Origin of the sequence: Photobacterium galatheae, from assembly GCF_000695255.1 — a bacterium.
GTDB lineage: Bacteria > Pseudomonadota > Gammaproteobacteria > Enterobacterales > Vibrionaceae > Photobacterium > Photobacterium galatheae.
In genome coordinates, this window is the sequence record NZ_JMIB01000009.1 from 30,080 (window position 1) to 47,104 (window position 17,025).

Annotated in this window: 18 protein-coding genes; 6 read left to right on the plus strand and 12 right to left on the minus strand. The window is 51.7% G+C overall.

Features of this window, described 5'->3' with window-relative positions; genetic code table 11:
• Positions 1 to 9: 9 nt before the first annotated feature.
• The 7 genes from EA58_RS06135 to ftsY form a co-directional block, all read right to left on the minus strand.
• Positions 10 to 774 carry a DeoR/GlpR family transcriptional regulator gene (locus EA58_RS06135; protein WP_036750526.1) on the minus strand — a complete coding sequence of 255 codons (765 nt, stop codon included), beginning with the start codon at positions 772 to 774 and terminating at the stop codon, positions 10 to 12.
• 123 nt (positions 775 to 897) lie between these two features.
• Positions 898 to 1,746, minus strand: a complete 849-nt coding sequence (gene glpG, locus EA58_RS06140) for a rhomboid family intramembrane serine protease GlpG (protein WP_036750367.1) — start codon at positions 1,744 to 1,746, stop codon at positions 898 to 900.
• Between the two features lie 62 nt (positions 1,747 to 1,808).
• Positions 1,809 to 2,135: a thiosulfate sulfurtransferase GlpE gene (glpE, locus tag EA58_RS06145; RefSeq protein ID WP_036750369.1), complete on the minus strand. Its 327-nt coding sequence runs from the start codon at positions 2,133 to 2,135 to the stop codon at positions 1,809 to 1,811.
• Positions 2,136 to 2,701: 566 nt separating this feature from the next.
• A complete protein-coding gene (gene rpoH, locus EA58_RS06155) occupies positions 2,702 to 3,562 on the minus strand; it encodes an RNA polymerase sigma factor RpoH (RefSeq protein ID WP_036750374.1) in 861 nt (286 codons plus the stop codon).
• A gap of 147 nt (positions 3,563 to 3,709) precedes the next feature.
• Complete coding sequence (gene ftsX / locus EA58_RS06160; protein ID WP_036750376.1) at positions 3,710 to 4,636, minus strand: permease-like cell division protein FtsX; 927 nt, start codon at positions 4,634 to 4,636, stop codon at positions 3,710 to 3,712.
• Positions 4,626 to 5,294 carry a cell division ATP-binding protein FtsE gene (gene ftsE, locus EA58_RS06165; protein WP_036750378.1) on the minus strand — a complete coding sequence of 223 codons (669 nt, stop codon included), beginning with the start codon at positions 5,292 to 5,294 and terminating at the stop codon, positions 4,626 to 4,628. Before ftsE ends, ftsX begins: the two co-directional genes overlap by 11 nt.
• 2 nt (positions 5,295 to 5,296) lie before the next feature.
• Positions 5,297 to 6,601 carry a signal recognition particle-docking protein FtsY gene (gene ftsY, locus EA58_RS06170; protein ID WP_036750381.1) on the minus strand — a complete coding sequence of 435 codons (1,305 nt, stop codon included), beginning with the start codon at positions 6,599 to 6,601 and terminating at the stop codon, positions 5,297 to 5,299.
• Positions 6,602 to 6,751: 150 nt separating this feature from the next.
• Here ftsY and rsmD point away from each other — a divergent pair, with 150 nt between their 5' ends.
• Complete coding sequence (gene rsmD, locus EA58_RS06175; protein ID WP_036750383.1) at positions 6,752 to 7,357, plus strand: 16S rRNA (guanine(966)-N(2))-methyltransferase RsmD; 606 nt, start codon at positions 6,752 to 6,754, stop codon at positions 7,355 to 7,357.
• Entirely contained in the window at positions 7,354 to 7,620 is a 267-nt protein-coding gene (locus EA58_RS06180) for a DUF1145 domain-containing protein (RefSeq protein ID WP_036750385.1), read from the plus strand. The genes rsmD and EA58_RS06180 overlap by 4 nt, the downstream gene beginning before the upstream one ends.
• Positions 7,621 to 7,704: 84 nt before the next feature.
• On the opposite strand, the gene EA58_RS06185 is transcribed toward EA58_RS06180, so the two are convergent.
• The 3 genes from EA58_RS06185 to EA58_RS06200 all read right to left on the minus strand — a co-directional run bounded on the left by EA58_RS06185 (position 7,705) and on the right by EA58_RS06200 (position 10,014).
• On the minus strand, positions 7,705 to 8,022 hold the full coding sequence (locus EA58_RS06185) for a putative signal transducing protein (protein WP_036750388.1): 318 nt from the start codon (positions 8,020 to 8,022) through the stop codon (positions 7,705 to 7,707).
• Positions 8,023 to 8,046: 24 nt separating this feature from the next.
• Complete coding sequence (locus EA58_RS06190; protein WP_036750390.1) at positions 8,047 to 8,673, minus strand: lysoplasmalogenase; 627 nt, start codon at positions 8,671 to 8,673, stop codon at positions 8,047 to 8,049.
• Between the two features lie 975 nt (positions 8,674 to 9,648).
• Positions 9,649 to 10,014 (minus strand): hypothetical protein, encoded by a 366-nt coding sequence (locus EA58_RS06200; protein WP_036750396.1) that lies wholly within the window; start codon positions 10,012 to 10,014, stop codon positions 9,649 to 9,651.
• A gap of 161 nt (positions 10,015 to 10,175) precedes the next feature.
• Between EA58_RS06200 and EA58_RS06205 the strand changes: the two genes are divergently transcribed.
• Positions 10,176 to 10,505, plus strand: a complete 330-nt coding sequence (locus EA58_RS06205; protein WP_036750398.1) for a DUF2500 domain-containing protein — start codon at positions 10,176 to 10,178, stop codon at positions 10,503 to 10,505.
• A gap of 13 nt (positions 10,506 to 10,518) precedes the next feature.
• Here the strand turns inward: EA58_RS06205 and EA58_RS06210 are convergent, their stop codons facing one another.
• Entirely contained in the window at positions 10,519 to 11,523 is a 1,005-nt protein-coding gene (locus EA58_RS06210; protein WP_036750399.1) for an acyltransferase, read from the minus strand.
• A 425-nt stretch (positions 11,524 to 11,948) separates the two neighbouring features.
• On the opposite strand from EA58_RS06210, the gene EA58_RS06215 reads away from it, so the two are divergent.
• On the plus strand, positions 11,949 to 13,544 hold the full coding sequence (locus tag EA58_RS06215) for an AbgT family transporter (protein WP_036750401.1): 1,596 nt from the start codon (positions 11,949 to 11,951) through the stop codon (positions 13,542 to 13,544).
• A gap of 69 nt (positions 13,545 to 13,613) precedes the next feature.
• Here EA58_RS06215 and EA58_RS06220 read toward each other — a convergent pair whose 3' ends face one another.
• Positions 13,614 to 14,834 (minus strand): EAL and HDOD domain-containing protein, encoded by a 1,221-nt coding sequence (locus EA58_RS06220; protein ID WP_036750402.1) that lies wholly within the window; start codon positions 14,832 to 14,834, stop codon positions 13,614 to 13,616.
• A gap of 211 nt (positions 14,835 to 15,045) precedes the next feature.
• Here EA58_RS06220 and EA58_RS06225 point away from each other — a divergent pair, with 211 nt between their 5' ends.
• Positions 15,046 to 16,044, plus strand: a complete 999-nt coding sequence (locus EA58_RS06225; RefSeq protein WP_235199567.1) for an alpha/beta fold hydrolase — start codon at positions 15,046 to 15,048, stop codon at positions 16,042 to 16,044.
• A 164-nt stretch (positions 16,045 to 16,208) separates the two neighbouring features.
• Entirely contained in the window at positions 16,209 to 17,006 is a 798-nt protein-coding gene (locus EA58_RS06230) for a Cof-type HAD-IIB family hydrolase (protein WP_036750404.1), read from the plus strand.
• Positions 17,007 to 17,025 lie beyond the last annotated feature (19 nt).

Sequence of the window (17,025 nt, forward strand, 5' to 3'; positions counted from 1 at the left end):
GAAAAGTCCTCAGTCAGAAACAATTTCTAGATGTGTTTCCAGTTCTGCCATCCGCTTTGCCAGGGGTTCTGGGGGCGTTTTATTGGTGAACAGCATGTCGATCTGGCTGATATCACCGAGGTTCACCATGGCGTTTCGACCGAATTTGGTATGATCCACACCCAGCATGACACAGCGGCTATTTTCGATAATCGCTTGCTTGACCCGAACTTCATGATAGTCAAAGTCCAGTAAGGAGCCGTCCAGCTCAATCCCGCTGATCCCAATGATCCCAAAATCGAGCCGGAACTGTGAGATAAAATCCAGTGTGGCTTCACCGACAATCCCACCATCACGGTTGCGTACCTCGCCACCGGCCAGAATCACCCGGCAGTCATCCTTACCGGTCAGGATACCGGCAACATTCAGGTTGTTTGTCACCACCCTCAAATCGGTATGGTTCAGCAGTGCACGCGCCACCGCTTCCGGGGTTGTCCCAATATCAATGAACAGGGTCGCACCGTCTGGAATATGTCTGGCCATTGCCTGAGCAATGCGGTCTTTCTCAGCCAATTGCATGACTTTTCGGGTCGTATAAGAGGTATTCACCGAACTGGAAGGCACTGTTGCGCCACCATGATGACGGCGAATTTTATTCTCTTCTGCCAGTTCATTCAGATCACGGCGGATGGTCTGCGGGCTGACATGAAAGCGGGCAACCAGATCGTCAGTACTGACATAGCCCTGGGTTTTCACGAGATCGACGATCTCCTGATGACGTTTGCTTTGCTTCACTGCTGTAACTGCTCCTGATAAACGAAGATCAAATAACCGTAATGGCCCGGTATCCATGGCTGCTCATCTTACTGGGCAATGCTGCATCTTGCCAGAGAGGGGATCCCACTCCTGACGCAAAGCTCAATGTGCTTTTTTCTCAGGGTGCCGCAGACGTGCATCCACAAATGCCAGGAAACAGCCGGTCACTAACCCGAATAAATGCGCCATATTCGCGATTTTGATACCGAGGATGTCTGCAAATCCCAGGATCAGCCACACCAACATGAACACAACAATGCCGTTTGGGATATTGAGTCCCCGTGACGGTGCCAGCCATCCCAGCCACCAGAGATAGCCCATTAGTGCGTACACAACCCCGGACAGACCACCAAAGTTAGGGCCGCCAACCCAGAACTGCGCCAGACCAGAGACCAGCGCTGACAGAAGAAAGATTTCCAACAGCTTACCGCTGCCACTGTGCCGCTCTAACTGCCCGCCCAGGATCCACCACCACAGACAGTTAAAGACAAGATGAAGCAATGAGAAATGCAGCAGGCTGTGCGATACATAGCGCCACAGCTCCCATGTATCCCCCTGCATCAGCGGAAAATGCAGCCAGTCAAATAAGAACCGCTGCCAGCCGAAAATCCAACCGATATAAATCGCGATGGCCACGATCATCACACTCAGGCTGACCGGCCCGGCACCCTGCTTGAGCATCGACAGCAAGCTGGGGCTGTTGTACCACACCTTGAAGGTCTTCCGCTGAGCCGCTTGCTCAAAAGCTGCCCGATACTTGGGATCACCCGGGTGAGAGAGAAACTGCTGCCATTCCGATTCAGTGTCCGCCTGATACCGTTGATCAGCCAGAAAAATGACAAAATGGTCACCGGGTTCCACCGCGAGGACCAGTTCGATACCACGCATAGCCATATAATCAATAAAAGCCAGCGCTATCATCGGATCATCATGAACGGCAATTCGCAGCATCTCCGACTCCCATTTCAACCTTCAGGTTTCAGGGGCTCGGTAAACCGAAACTCAGGATCTGATCACTGCCCCACACAAGGGTATGATTCACGACGCCAGGCCTCAAATCCGCCATCCATACTGTAGACCGTCTCATACCCTTGATTGATCAGATACTGCGCAGCACCCTGTGAACTAATCCCATGGTAGCACATGACGATCACGGGCTGATCGAAATCGACTTCGTCCATGAACTGAACAATGGAATCATTCGTCAGGTGAAAGGCTGCATCAGGACGGGATAACGCATGGGACTGAGGGTCGCGAATATCCACCAGCACAGCACGGCTCTCCGGCTGCTGAATTAAAGAGTACGCCTGCTCAACAGAAATATGTTCAAACTGCTCCATGAAAGCCTCATTCAGTGTTTATCATCGGCAACAGCCAGGATCACGCCGCTGTTCACCAGAAAAATGCACGATCCTTTGCGGGGATCGATCAAAATTAGACAAGGTCAACCCGATTCATTTCCCGGAGAAACCTCAGCCAAATGGCTGTTCGCCAGTATACCTCACTCAGTTACTCACAGCTTTGAAAAAATCCGCCGTGATCGCGGCTCCCTGACAAGGCTGAATATGCCTTAAAAACTCAATATTTAGCCCGACCCGTTTTTCATGCTTCACTTTGACTGATCATCCTTTCGCCATCTGTGGAAAAAACTGTGAATAGCGTTGATAATGTGTTGGGAGCAAAGAAGATCCACTAGATGTAGTAAGGATCATGGCAAACACTGTGGATAATTTTTTGAGTGTGCAACCGCATGCCATTCCCGAGATCAGCAAACCGCCGTCTCACTTGACTCCAGGCACAAAAAAACCGGCCAGCAGCCGGTTTTTTCATTCAATAACACTGTGGATAGAAATTCCTGTGACCGTGAAGATCCTGAGCCCTCAAGATCAGGACGCTTTCTGGATCTTTACAGGGCTTCGCCCACAGCCTCTTTCAATTTACGCATGGCATTTTTCTCCAGCTGACGAATACGCTCAGCCGAAACACCATAATGATCCGCCAAATCCTGCAATGTTGCTTTGTCATCATCCAGCCAGCGGGAACGGACAATATGCTGGCTTCGATCATCCAGATTTGACAGTGCCAGTGACAAACGGTTATTCGCATGGCTTTCCCAGTTATTTTCCTCATAACTGAGTGCCACATCAGAAGATTTATCTTCCAGGAAATACACCGGTGCCGCATAGCTGCTGTCGCGTTCGTCTTCGTCGACGGGCATATCGAACGTTGCATCCTGCGCGGCAAGACGAGATTCCATCTCGCGCACTTCGCTGGTCTCTACACCCAGCTGTTCTGCCACCATTTCGACTTCTTCATTATTGAACCAGCCCAGACGCTTTTTGGCTTTACGCAGGTTGAAGAAGAGTTTGCGCTGAGCCTTGGTCGTCGCCACTTTGACAATCCGCCAGTTCCGCAGCACATATTCATGAATCTCAGCTTTAATCCAGTGAACAGCAAAAGACACCAAGCGCACCCCGACTTCCGGGTTAAAACGCTTCACGGCCTTCATCAGACCAATATTGCCTTCCTGCACCAGATCAGCCATCGGCAAACCATAACCGGAATAACCGCGGGCGACATGGACTACAAAACGCAGGTGGGACAATACCAGACCGCGTGCAGCCTCGATATCGCCTTCATAATGCAGACGCTCAGCTAACTCACGTTCCTGCTCGGCTGTCAGCATCGGATAGCTGTTCACAGACTGGATATAACCTTCCAGACTGTCGGCAGAAACTAAAGCTAATGAAGTCATCTCTTTTGTCATTCAAGCAACCCCTGTGGATTCATTGCCAGAGCCTTTTACTCTGGACTTTCACGTAAATCAGGCAGTGATTATGCTGCCTGACCGACAATAATGCCTGTAATACTGCGCAAAATGCAAGCGCACATCCTCTAGATAGAGTGCGTTACATCAGATTGGTTCAATTTCTTTTAAGTGCCTCCCAGCACTGAGGCGTGCTGCCAGCACCCCAAGCAGTGACGACAGCATGAGCAGCAACAGGCCTTCGTCCCAGGCCAGACCCGTCAAGTGAAAATCACTGCCATATAACAGTGCCAGTTTATCCACTGCACTTTCAATCATCAAGCATACCAGCGTAGTGAGCACTAACGCCAAGGCCGATGCCAGTAAGCCATACCAAGCGCCCGTATACAAAAACGGCCTCAGAATGTAGGTATTGGTTGCGCCAACCAGCTTCATCACCTGCACCGCCTCTTTCTGGTTTTGCAATTGCAGCCGCAGCGTATTACCCACAATCAGGAACACGGCCAGCAACATCAACCCGGCCATCAACATCGCCAGCGTCACACTCAGTTGCTTGATTGCCTCCAGCCGCTGGAGCCAGTCACTGTCGAGTCTGACATCATCCACACCCGCCTGCGCTCTGAGCTTATCTGCCAGCCCGGCAGCCGCTTCACTGGTCTGCCACTGTGCGGCCGGTTTTATCACCAGAACGGCAGGCAGCGGATTTTCATCCAGCAAACTTAATGCCTTGGCAAAGCCGGCATGGTTTCGAAATTCCTCCAGCCCCTGCTGAGGAGAAATATAGTCTGTCTGAGCCACTTCCTGCCAGCCAGAAACCCGCTCAAGCAGCTGGCGGGCTTCACGGTCACCAGTGCCGGAAGCCAGATACACGGTCAACTGTGTCGGGTTTTGCCACGCCTGACTGACCAGACTGATATTTTTCGCTGCGATGTAAAAACAAGTCGGCAACGTCAGAGCCACGGTCAATACGGCCAGAGTCAGGACATTCCCCAGCGGACGACGCCACATATCGGTGAGTGCCTGCTTACAAACCTGCCGTTGCATCGCCAGCCAGCTTTGGGATTCACGCGCCATAAGCGACCTCGCGCATCATACCGTTGTGCAGATCCAGACGACGGTAAGCGTGTCGGCTCAGCAAAGACGTGTCATGAGTGGCCATCAGTACGCTGACGCCCACTCGGTTAAATTCGGCGAACAGGGCCATCATTTGCTGAGACAAATCTGCATCCAGGTTACCGGTCGGTTCATCTGCCAGCACCACCAGCGGCTTATTCACCACGGCACGGGCAATCCCCACGCGCTGCTGTTCCCCCCCGGAAAGCTGGATCGGCAGACATTGCGCCTTATCCAGCAGGCCGACTTTATCCAGCGCCGCAGACACCCGGCGTTTCACATCCCCGGCTGGAGACTGTGCGATCTGCAGCGGCAGTGCGACATTCTCAAACACAGTTCTGTCCATCAGCAGTCGGTGATCCTGAAAAATCATCCCGATATGACGTCGCAGAAAAGGGATCTGATGACTGTCAATTCGGGTGATGTCATGTTCATTAAAGAAAATGCGGCCATCACTTGGCCGCTCTATTGCTGCAATCAGTTTCAACAACGTGCTCTTTCCCGCTCCGGAATGACCGGTCAGAAAGGCCATCTCACCTTTACCCAGATGAAAATTCACTTTTTGCAGGGCTTGTCGGCCACCCCGATATGCTTTACTGACCTGCTGAAACTGAATCACACTTATTCCTCGTCGCTAAACAGTGCCTCAATAAATTCCTGGGCGGCAAATGGACGCAAATCTTCAATGCCTTCCCCAATTCCAATGTAACGAATCGGAATGTTGAACTGATCGGCAATGGCGAAAATTACCCCACCTTTGGCTGTCCCATCCAGCTTGGTCAGTGTAATACCAGAGACTGGTGCCACTTCGCTGAACAACTTGGCCTGACTGATCGCATTCTGACCCGTACCGGCATCAACGGTCAGCATGATTTCATGCGGCGCCTGCGGATCGATTTTCTGCATCACCCGAACAATCTTACGTAACTCTTCCATCAGATTGCCTTTGTTTTGCAAACGGCCCGCGGTATCTGCAATCACCACATCCACTTTGCGAGCCTTGGCAGACTCAATGGCATCGTAGATCACGGAAGCACTGTCTGCACCGGTGTGCTGCGCGACTACAGGGACGTTGTTTCGCTCCCCCCACACCTGCAGCTGTTCAACGGCAGCTGCACGGAAAGTATCACCGGCAGCCAGCATGACAGATAATCCCTGGCTCTGGAATTGCTTCGCCAGCTTACCGATCGTGGTGGTTTTACCCACGCCGTTCACACCGACCATCAAAATGACATAAGGCTGACGGCTGGTATCAATCACCAGCGGCTGCTCGACTTTCGCCAGCATGTCGCTCAGCTCATCTTTCAGCAGGCCGTACAGTGCCTCTCCATCTTTCAGTTGCTTGCGATCCGCTTTTTCTGTCAGGTTTTCGATGATTTTAAGCGTCGTATCCATCCCGACATCGGCCACCAGCAACTGCTCTTCCAGTTCTTCAAACAGATCATCATCAATCTGCTTGCCACGGAACAGACCGAAGAACCCCGAACCCAGTTGATTCCGGGTTTTCTTCAATCCTTTCATCAAACGACTGAAGAAACCTTCGCGCTGAGGTTTTTCCTGCACCGCGGGTTCTGAAACAACGACAGGAATCTCCGCTTCTGGCTGCGCTTCCGGCTGTTCCTCAACCACAGCCTCAACCGGAGTTTCATCTTCCGTCACCGGATGGCGCAGCGCTTCGGCTTCCACATCCAGATGCGCACTCTGCTCCGGCAATTCCGGGGCTTCCTCGCGTGGTGCCGGCGCTTCTTCTACCGCCTCCGCATCCGGAGCGACGACCTCCTGGGCCTCAGGCGCTGTCGCAACGTCCTGAGCTTGCTCTGCCTCAGTAGCATCTTGCTGCTGTTTTTGTTGTTCCTGTTGCTCGGTTTGCTCTTCCGCGCCAAACCCCAGCCATGAAAATAATCCGCGCTTCTTTTTTTCTGCCATTGGCAAATCCTGGAAATTGATTGGTACAATTTGCGGCCTGAAAACAAGTGGCCTGTTTATCTTTGGGCTTGCATTTGCTGTTACAGTTCACAAACACAAAGATAATCAGGCCCATGTATACTATCACTTTCTCTACGGTCGAAGAAATGTATGACAAGACGTAAGACACAATCCGGACACAAGGCTAACAAACCCAGCCCGGGAGGCTTTGTACGTATCATCAGTGGCCGCTGGCGGGGGCGTAAACTGCCAGTCCATGATGTCGCCGGGCTACGCCCTACCACCGACCGTGTCAAAGAAACAGTTTTCAACTGGCTGGCACCGGACATCCACGGTGCCAGATGCCTGGATCTGTTTGCCGGCAGCGGCAGCCTGGGGCTGGAAGCGCTGTCCCGCGGTGCCGACCACCTGACACTGCTGGAACTGGATAGCAAAGCCGCCGGGCAACTGAAGCGCAATCTGGACACGCTGGGCACCACGCAGGCCATGCTCCACCAGACCGATAGCCTGACGTTTCTGGCCCAACCCGGCACCGCGTTTGATCTGGTGTTTATCGACCCGCCTTTTCGCCGTGACATGCTGACGGATGTCTTCCGCCTGCTCGAAACCAATGGTTGGCTGGCCCCTGAAGCCCTGATTTATCTGGAAGCCGAGAAAGAGCTCGGATTACCTGACACCCCGGAGCACTGGCAACTGCTGAAAGAGAAAACGGCAGGTCAGGTCAGCTACCGCTTGTATCAAAGAGAGGAACTATGAAAACGCTGATTCTACTGGCTAAAATTGCCATTGGCTTTGTCTGGGCCGTTCTACTGCTCAACCTGTTCTATCCGTTCCCAGGCGTGGCTGCGATTGCACTTTATATTATGACGGCGTTTCTGCTGGCGATGCATGGCCTGCAAATGCTGATTTTCCTCGGTGCCTTCGGCGATAAGCTGACCTTAGGGCGATGGGAAAAGTGGTCTATTCTGGCCTTTGGGATCTTTGCCCTGCTGGATATCCGCCGCAAGCACATGATGTAAAAAGCACACAGGGTGCCATCCGGGCACCCTGCTTCTCTTCACTGGCATCAAGTTATCTCAAGCTTGAAAAGCTGTCATCACGCTTCAGTCATCTGGCCTGTCCGCCCCGCACTGCCAGCACCAGTCAAACGGACCTTCATTCAGTTCTCCGCACCCCCGGCATCGCCATCCCTGCAGATTTCCCTTTTCATAACTGGCGATCAACTGTTGCGCCTGAGCCGTTTCTTCCGCCGGAACCCAAAGCATCACTTCCACCACATCGGCCGGTAGCTCACCCGCCGCTGAACCGAGGTTTTCACCCGTCAATCGAACACGCAAGCCGGCATGTTCCAGCAAACCTTTGAGCGTATGTGCTTCCAGACTGTTGCCAGCACGGTAAATCGACTGCCAGGTGAATGCCATACCCTCTCCTTCTGCTGTTCAGGATTAGCGTAGCAAAACGCTGATGACCAACAATGACTGGGACAGATAATAAGTGGTCATAATACTCCCTGTCGCCGCCCGGAAATTACCCCGAAAACGATCCAGCGCCAGCAAAGTATCAGACACCAGAAACATCAGCGCTCCGGCAAAAGCTGCCAGTCCGGCACCCGTCCGCGTGGTAAGCCAGTATTCTCCCGCCGCCCAGGTCATTTGCAGAATGACGGCGACATAAACCGCCACAGGAATCGCCAGTCGACCCAGTGAGGGCAACAGCAACAGATACACAATAATCCCGGCACCGCCCAGCAACGCCGGCAGCCACCAGACAATCGGGGCTGCCAGTTCGCCCCAGAATGCAAAAGAATACACGACGTGCGCCAGCAGGAAACTCGCCAAACCGGCAACAAACCTGTCTTTGGGCAGCATCAGAAAGATATCGCCCACCACAGAACACACCAGCCCGGCAACAATGACCTGCTGATAGAAATCACCGCTGCCAAACTGAAATGCCGTTGCCAGCAAAAGGACGATGGTCAACGGTTTAAAGAGATAAAACTGCCACTGAGGACCGCGATAAGCGGCATTGATATGCAGCAAAGCTGAAAAAGAGACGGCTAACCAGACCCACATATGTCCACCAGAGTTATCAAAGCTGTGACAGTGTAAAAAGCCCGATAAGATTGTCTAGCCCGGAAAGCGCTTTCACCCGGCCAATTCTCACCTCTGTGATCTATCACACTTTCACATAACTCATTCTTCTCAGGATTAATCTGGCGTGACTCGTTCTCCCCCGCTTCATAAACAGTACGGGGTTGTACCACTTTGATTTGATGTCATGACGACAAAATCAGCCTGCAGGAACTCACTGAAAAAATGTACCTCTACCATCCATAAAGCACGGCAATTCAAGAAAGAAATTACGTTCAAAATAAAAATTAAAACAAATATAAAACAATCACTTATTAGTAAACTTCCCCTAAAAAACATTACACGAAGACGAGCGCTTATTTTTGTCACGGTTACCATAGAATTTACAAGAAAATGCGTCCCCGAAGACAGAAAGCGTATGCAAAAGGCACAGCCAGTGTATACCAGCGTTCATCAACAATCCCTAAACTACAGAAAACCATCCAAAATGCGACACCATCAAAAACCAAACGATAAAAACAAAAAACCTGAAAAACAACACTTCAAAAAAACAAGCGAGAACATAAAATGAAATATAAATCAGTTAGTTATGCAACAAAACAAAAGCAACTTCATTTTTGATTGCTTTTTACTCAGGTCATTTTTCATAGTTTAGCTCGGTCAATAAAGGGATTTTATGGCCACTAAAAGTAAATTTATTGCTAAATATCACACCTTCACTTTGATCAAACCGTAAAAAAAGTGCTATTCTTGAATTCATCAACTCAGCAGCAACAGTAAGGAGCCTACCTCTATGTTATCTTCCTCTCAAAAACAAGGGCTTGTCATGATCGCCGTCGTCGCCGGTCTCATGTTGCTGCCTGTGCTTTAATAAGCAATAACCAAAGATTACCAAACAAAAAAAGGTGCCACAGGCACCTTTTTTTGTTCCAGACTGACACTACATTCCCTTTACCATTAAAGGCGAAGTTTGATCAGATGCCAGTTGCTGGAGTAAAACCATAGCGCCAGTGCTGTCATCCCAACCACCAAAAATAAAACAACAGCCCAAACACGGCGGCCACTCCGAGGAGTCAGCTCTTTTTCACATGCACGGCAGGCTTTACGAAAACCCCGGCTATCATCCAGAACAAACCCATCTTCGTGCACCACTTTATTACGGATGGTCGCAACATAACGCAACGAGGGAATAATCTCGTGCGGCAGTCGCTCTTCACAGCTGGTGATCAACTGATGCAGGCCTTTTCCTTCCGCGTGGTAATGATGTTTTAGTAAATATTCAAGCCGACGGCTGCGGCTCACCACTAGCTCAATATCCGTCACCAGCCCCTACTCCCTACACAAACCTTCTTTTTTAACCTTACAGGCAGATCAGCCCGTTGCAAACCACTGGGTCAGCATGCCGGTCACAAACACCGGACGCCGTCACTGACAATCGAACCATGACTCAAGCATAATGCCCCCTGAGAATGAAGGAGTCCGACATGCCATTTTTTCCGTTTCTGATCCTGGCTGTATTACTGTGTCTGGCAATTGCCAGCTTTATCTTTATCTACCGCCGCCACTGGACAAGCCGTCATGCCACCGACAAACAAATTGACGTACAGATCCTTGATAAGCAGAGCTTATCCGCCGATGAACACCAGCCAGGAGATGACAGCGAGCAATACTGGCTCTATGTTCAGCCCCTCAGTGGCGGCCCGAAGCGTGAATTTCAGGTCGGGGTACATTTTTATCATGCCCTGACTCCCGGGGACTGCGGTACCCTGACCTATCGGGGCCGGCAGTTTATCCATTTTGCGCTGAAACGCTGAACTGCCATGACCTTCAGGGCACCAGCCAGGCCGTGAAGCGACTTCGACTGAGCCACCAGCTGGCCAGCAACGCCAAACCACCCGCGATCAACGTCCAGAAAGGAATCATCAATGCCGGGTGGATAAAATACAAATCAAACGCTCTGACCGGCCACAGAAACAACGGATGCAGCAGATAAATCCCCAGGCTGTAACGGCTGACAAAAGCCAGCCTTGCGAGTGTCTGCTCACTCAGCCGATCAGCCAGATAACGACACAATGAAAATACCATGGCGGCTATCACCACAGTATTCAGCGTCTTATAAGACAGCCAGCGGCCAACCGTATATTCCCCCAGCAAAAAGCTGTGGCTGATCACCATATAATCCGTCAGTAATAACGCAGCAATGCCCAGCGGCAACAACCAGGTCAACGTCGGCCATGAAAAACAGAAAAGGCTGTACCCCAGCAGCAAATAACCACTATAGAGCACCAACTGATGGCTCCAGGGGCCATCAATATGGAGCAGAAACAAGCCTGTCACCGTCATCCACAGTAAAGTCACACCTTTGATGGCAGTGGGATCAGCCCGCTTCACCCATGCCTGAAAAAAGGGGATCACCAGATACAGCGGAATAAAGTAATAAAAGAAGCCCAGATGGTAATAGGTTTCGTGCGCCGGCATCTCAGCCAGGGTATGCAGCGCGGTCTCTGTGTGATAACCCTCTGGCGTTGCACCCGACAAGAAAGCGTAAAACAGCGACCAGACCAGAAAAGGCACCAGCACCTTGCCCAACCGACGTCTCAGATAATAGCTCAAGTCAAATGGCCGGGTATCACTCAACATCAGTGCCCCGGTGATCATAATAAAGACAGGTACAGCCCAGCGACTGAAGCTGTTATAGCTGACAGCCGTCATCCAGGCATGGTCCGGGATCTGACCCAGTAATTCACGATAGGGGCCGAGCACATGAATCACCACCACCGCTGTTGCCGCAACACAGCGCAATAGATCAATGAAGATAACCTTTTCCCGCATAGATCCCCTTTGCGATGGCCCATCGCCCATTCGATACTTTTGATCCAGATTAGGCACCTGCGCCTGCTTTAATGTTAACAGAATGCTAACTTGAATGGTGTTTTATTAGTTTCAACCCAGAATGGTGATCTATATCACAAAAAATATCATTTTGTTCTTCATACATCACAATGATCTCCCGTCCTGAATCGTCTTGACTTCGTTACAAATAGACAACAACACACATAGAAGAAAGCAAATTGATTCAAAATTCACACAAAATAAGGAATAAAAAACCAATAAACAAATGATTCATTAGTCATAAATTATACAAATGAAATATTTTGACACACTTTTGTTTTGTTGAGTCTATTAACAATAGCGTAACCTCCCGCCCCGACAACAAGAGACCCATTGACGGGTACACGACGAATAAGGAGGTCGTGATGCATTCAAGTGCTTCACAAAATCAAGTAAATCCAAAAAAAACGCTGTTTACGCGCTTTTTAGACACGGTTGAATGGCTGGGTAACCTGCTGCCTCACCCGATCACTTTGTTTGCCCTGTTCAGCCTGGCGATTCTGGTCGCTTCAGGAATTGCCGGCTACTTCGGTGTGTCAGTTCCTGATCCGCGTCCTGAAGGTGCACCGGGCCGCTCCGCTGATGGTATGATTTATGTAGTCAGCCTGTTCAATGCGGACGGTCTGCAAATGATTGTGGCCAATCTGGTGAAAAATTTCACTGGCTTCGCCCCACTGGGCACCGTGTTGGTTGCCATGCTGGGTGTCGCCATTGCAGAACATTCTGGCTTACTTTCTGCTGCAATGCGTGGTCTGGTTATGGGTGCGTCCCGCCGCATGGTGACCCTGGTGGTCGTCTTCGCTGGTATCATCTCGAACACCGCATCAGAATTAGGCTATGTCGTCCTGATCCCACTGGCCGCGATGCTGTTCCACTCGCTGGGCCGTCACCCGCTGGCCGGTCTGGCAGCTGCTTTTGCCGGTGTCTCCGGGGGCTATAGTGCCAACCTGCTGCTGGGCACCGTAGACCCGTTACTGTCCGGGATCACCCAAACAGCCGCACAGATGATCGATCCGACCTATGAAGTGGGTCCGGAGGTCAACTGGTACTTTATGTTCGCGTCCACCTTCGCGATCACCCTCATGGGTGCCTTTGTAACCGAGAAAATCGTTGAGCCGAAACTGGGCAGCTACAATGCCGAGGAAGCCAGCGACGATCTGGGTCAGGACAAGATGGGCAAGCTGACAGCACTGGAGAAAAAGGGACTGAAAATCGCCGGTCTGGCAGCACTGGCTGTTTCTGCCCTGCTGGCACTGACCATCGTGCCGGAAAACGGCATTTTACGTCACCCGGAAACTGGCCTGATCGCCGGTTCGCCGTTCCTGAAAGGCATTGTGGCGTTCATTTTTGTCTTCTTTGCCATTCCAGGCTTTGCCTACGGTAAAGTCGTCGGCACCATGAAAACCGATCGCGACGTCATCGATGCGATGTCGAAGTCGATGTCCTCCATGGGCATGTACATCGTGCTGGTGTTCTTCGCGGCTCAGTTTGTTGCTTTCTTCAAGTGGACCAATTTTGGTCAGGTCTTTGCCGTTGCTGGTGCAGACTTCCTGCAGTCGATTGGACTGACCGGCCCGATGCTGTTCTTTGCCTTTATCCTGATGTGTGGCTTCATCAACCTGATGATCGGTTCTGCCTCAGCGCAGTGGGCTGTCACGGCGCCTATTTTCGTTCCGATGCTGATGCTGGTCGGCTACGCGCCGGAAACTATTCAGGCGGCCTACCGGATTGGTGACTCAGTGACCAACATCATTACCCCGATGATGAGCTACTTCGGCATGATTCTGGCCGTTGCCACCCGCTACCAGAAGAATCTGGGGCTGGGCACTCTGATTGCCACCATGCTGCCGTACTCCATGGTCTTCATCGTGGGCTGGAGCCTGATGTTCTACATCTGGGTCTTCGTCCTGGGGATCCCGGTTGGTCCGGGTGCTGCGACCTATTACACCGTCGGCGGTTAATCTCCCAGAAACAACAAACCGGGCCAAGTGCCCGGTTTATTTTTTCCTCATTTCCGGTGAGACCGGAGACTATTTCTGATAAGGGATCTGGTAACTGGTCAGCCAGTGCAGTGTTTGATGGTATACATTCGCGACCTGCGTTTCTTTCACACCCAGCTTCTCGCAATAACGGGCCGTCATCTCCCAGTCCGCATTATCATACGCATCCAGCAGGTTCAGAATGTCTCCCAGATCTCCTTCCCGATACAGCAGCGCACTGTGGACTTCTTCCGACAATGGTAACAATTCCAAAAGCTTCGGCAGAGGTTTGTCCAGCAACGCATCCAGCAGAGAAAAAATACCGGCCAGAAAAGCCTGATCGCTGTTGAGGCTGATCCCGCTGCCCCGCGCCAGTTCCTCACACATCCGCGCCCGTTGCAACGACAAAATATACAGTTCTCGGGGTTTGCGGATCGACGCATGCGCGGCTGCCACCACAGACACAAAGAGTTTGATTTTCTCTTCTCCCAGATACACCAGTGCCTGTTTAAAATTGCCAATGGGCGACAGCGTGCGATGCGCTGCCGAATTCACATAACGCAGCAGCAGATAAGACAGTGAGACATCGCTGGTAATAATTCGCTCGACTCGCTTGAAATCCACCGGTGTGCGGCTGATCTCCCGCAGCAATCGCAGTGTCGTCAGTGTTTCCGGAGTCACCTGCCGGTTTTTCAGTAATTCGGGCTTACTGAAGTAGTAACCCTGGAACAAATGAAAACCTGCAGTTTTTGCTGCTTCGAACTCTTCCCGGGTTTCCACCTTCTCAGCAAGAAACTTCAGTCGCCGGCTTTTCTGACTGGCGACAAATGCACATGCCTGCTCGCAGCCCAGCTTAATGAAATCCAGCTTAATCAGATGAACAAACGGCATAAAACGCTGCCAGGCAGGCTCCAGTTCGAAATCATCCAGTGCGATGGTGTAACCCTGTTTGTGCAGATGACGGACTGCCGCCAGCAATTCGTCGTCCGGGGTACAGGTTTCCAGCACTTCAATCACGACTTTCTGCCTTGGCAGCAACAAAGGCATCAGTTTGATCAGGCTGTCGTGGGGAAAATTAATAAAGGTTCGCTGACTGGCCGTCGCCAGATCATCACCAACAGCCATATAATTTTCCACCAGCAACCGACTGGTCGCCGTGTTCGCTTCGATCTGGGGAAATGCATTCTGCTCCCCGTCACGGAACAACAGCTCATATCCCACCGTGCGCTGCTGGCGGTTCAGAATCGGCTGACGAGCTACGTAGGCGTACATATCCGAAATAGTCATGACCCTGCCAGATGGATGACAATAACAAGAATAGAAAGACATCCGTTTGGATGTCGCATCCAAAACCATCAACACTTTACGTTATACTGGAACATATTACGAATTCCTATATGCCGCCAGGCATAGCTAATAAATGTTGGACACGCTTCCCATGACGCAAGGTAAAAAATTTTCCCTCAACCATGAGGTATTTAGCATGGAACCCAACTTCTCCGAGAACATGGCAGGCCCGGTGGCAGAATGCTGGGCGCAAAGGCATCAGGGACAATTTGAAGGGGTCTCAGGCGTGCCCATTGCCTGGATGAGCCTGACCGGATTCAACCCAGACAAAGCCATTGTGCTGGTCAACGGCCGCATTGAAACCTTCCACAAATATCAGGAGCTGTGCTGGGAGCTGACCCGACAAGGCTACGATGTGTTTACCCTGGATCACCGCGGTCAGGGCTGTTCAGGCCGGATGACCCCGGATACTCAGCTGGGCCATGTCGAAGAGTTTTCCGATTATGTGGCCGATTTGCACACTTTTGTCGAGACCGTCGTCAAACCAGCCGGCTACCGTCAGCATTTCATTCTGGGTCATTCCATGGGTGGCACTGTCGTCAGTCTGTATCTGGCGCAACATCCGGATTTTTTTGATGCTGCAGCCCTGAGCGCCCCGATGCACGGCATCAAGATCAGCCACTGGATGAAGCCGATCGCTTCACCGCTGGCTCGGGTGGCGGAGCAGTTACAACGCCAGCCCAGCTACGCACCGGGTCAGGTGCCTTATTACCCCAAGCCTTTTGCCGATAACCCGCTCAGCCAGAGTCGATGTCGTTATGACTGGTTCCGGCAGCTCTACGAAGAAAATCCGAATTTCAAACTCGGCGGGCCAAGCTCCCGCTGGGTCTGGCAAGCACTGGCAGCAGCACGACAGACGGTCGAACTGGCGAGTCAAATTCACTGCCCGATTTTGCTGCTGCAAAACAGCGAAGACACCATCGTTGATAACCGGGCGCAAAATGTTTTCTGTCAGCGTGTCCAGCAAGGCGGCGGCCACTGCCATCTCAAAGTGATTCAGGGGGCACGACACGAAGTTCTGTTCGAACAGGATCGCTTCAGAAGCCCCGCTATTGAAGCCATTCTGACGCATTTTACCCACGAAAGTATGGGCAACGCAGAACCACCGCTGGCAGCCAACAGCCAGGCGGGATGATGATCTGAGCCAATCGATATCCAGACACAGCACGACAAAAATAGCGGAAAAAAGCACAGCCGCAGATTAGCCTCTTTTCTGCCGCTCATTCTGGTTTACACTGCTGATATCAATCAACCGGCTGCGCGTGTGCGAAGCCGGACACCATCAAACAGAGACGTGCCATGTATAAAATTGTTGCTTCCGATCTCGACGGTACACTGCTGACCCCGGACCACCAGATTGCCCCTTTCACCAAAGAGGTGCTTCAGCAGCTTCATCATCAGGGAACAGATTTTGTCTTTGCGACCGGCCGCCATCATGTCGATGTGGCCGAAATGCGTGAGCAGTTAGGGATTCCAGCCTACATGATCACGTCGAACGGTGCCCGGGTCCATACCTGTGACGGAGAGGAAGTCTTCCGCCAGGACGTCCAGCCAGACATCATTCTGGCACTGATGGCCCTCACCAGAGACGAGCCCGATCTGCGCATTCACCTTTACCGGAATGATGATTGGCTGCTGAATGTGGAAGATCCGTACCTGCGCGATTTCCACAAAGCTTTCACTTATCAGTTGTTTGACGTCGACAATCCGCCGCTGGAAGGGGTTGCCAAGGTTTTCTTTACCCGTGACGATAAAGATCACGACAAACTGGTGGTGCTGGAAGACAGATTCAGGGCCGCATTCGGTGACCGCGCCAATATTGCCTTCTCGACTCCCTGGTGTCTGGAAGTGATGGATATGGGTGTGTCGAAAGGCCATGCACTGGCAGCCGTAGCGCTGGCCAAAGGCTATGAACTGAAAGACTGTATCGCTTTTGGGGACGGCATGAACGATGTGGAAATGCTGACTATGGCGGGGAAAGGTCTGGTGATGGGCACCGCCCACCATAAAGTGATGGCCGCCCTGCCAGAAAACGGGGTCATCGGCTCCTGTGCCGACGAAGCCGTGGCGCATTATCTGGCAGACAATCTGCTGTAATCTAGCGACAAAGCCTCTA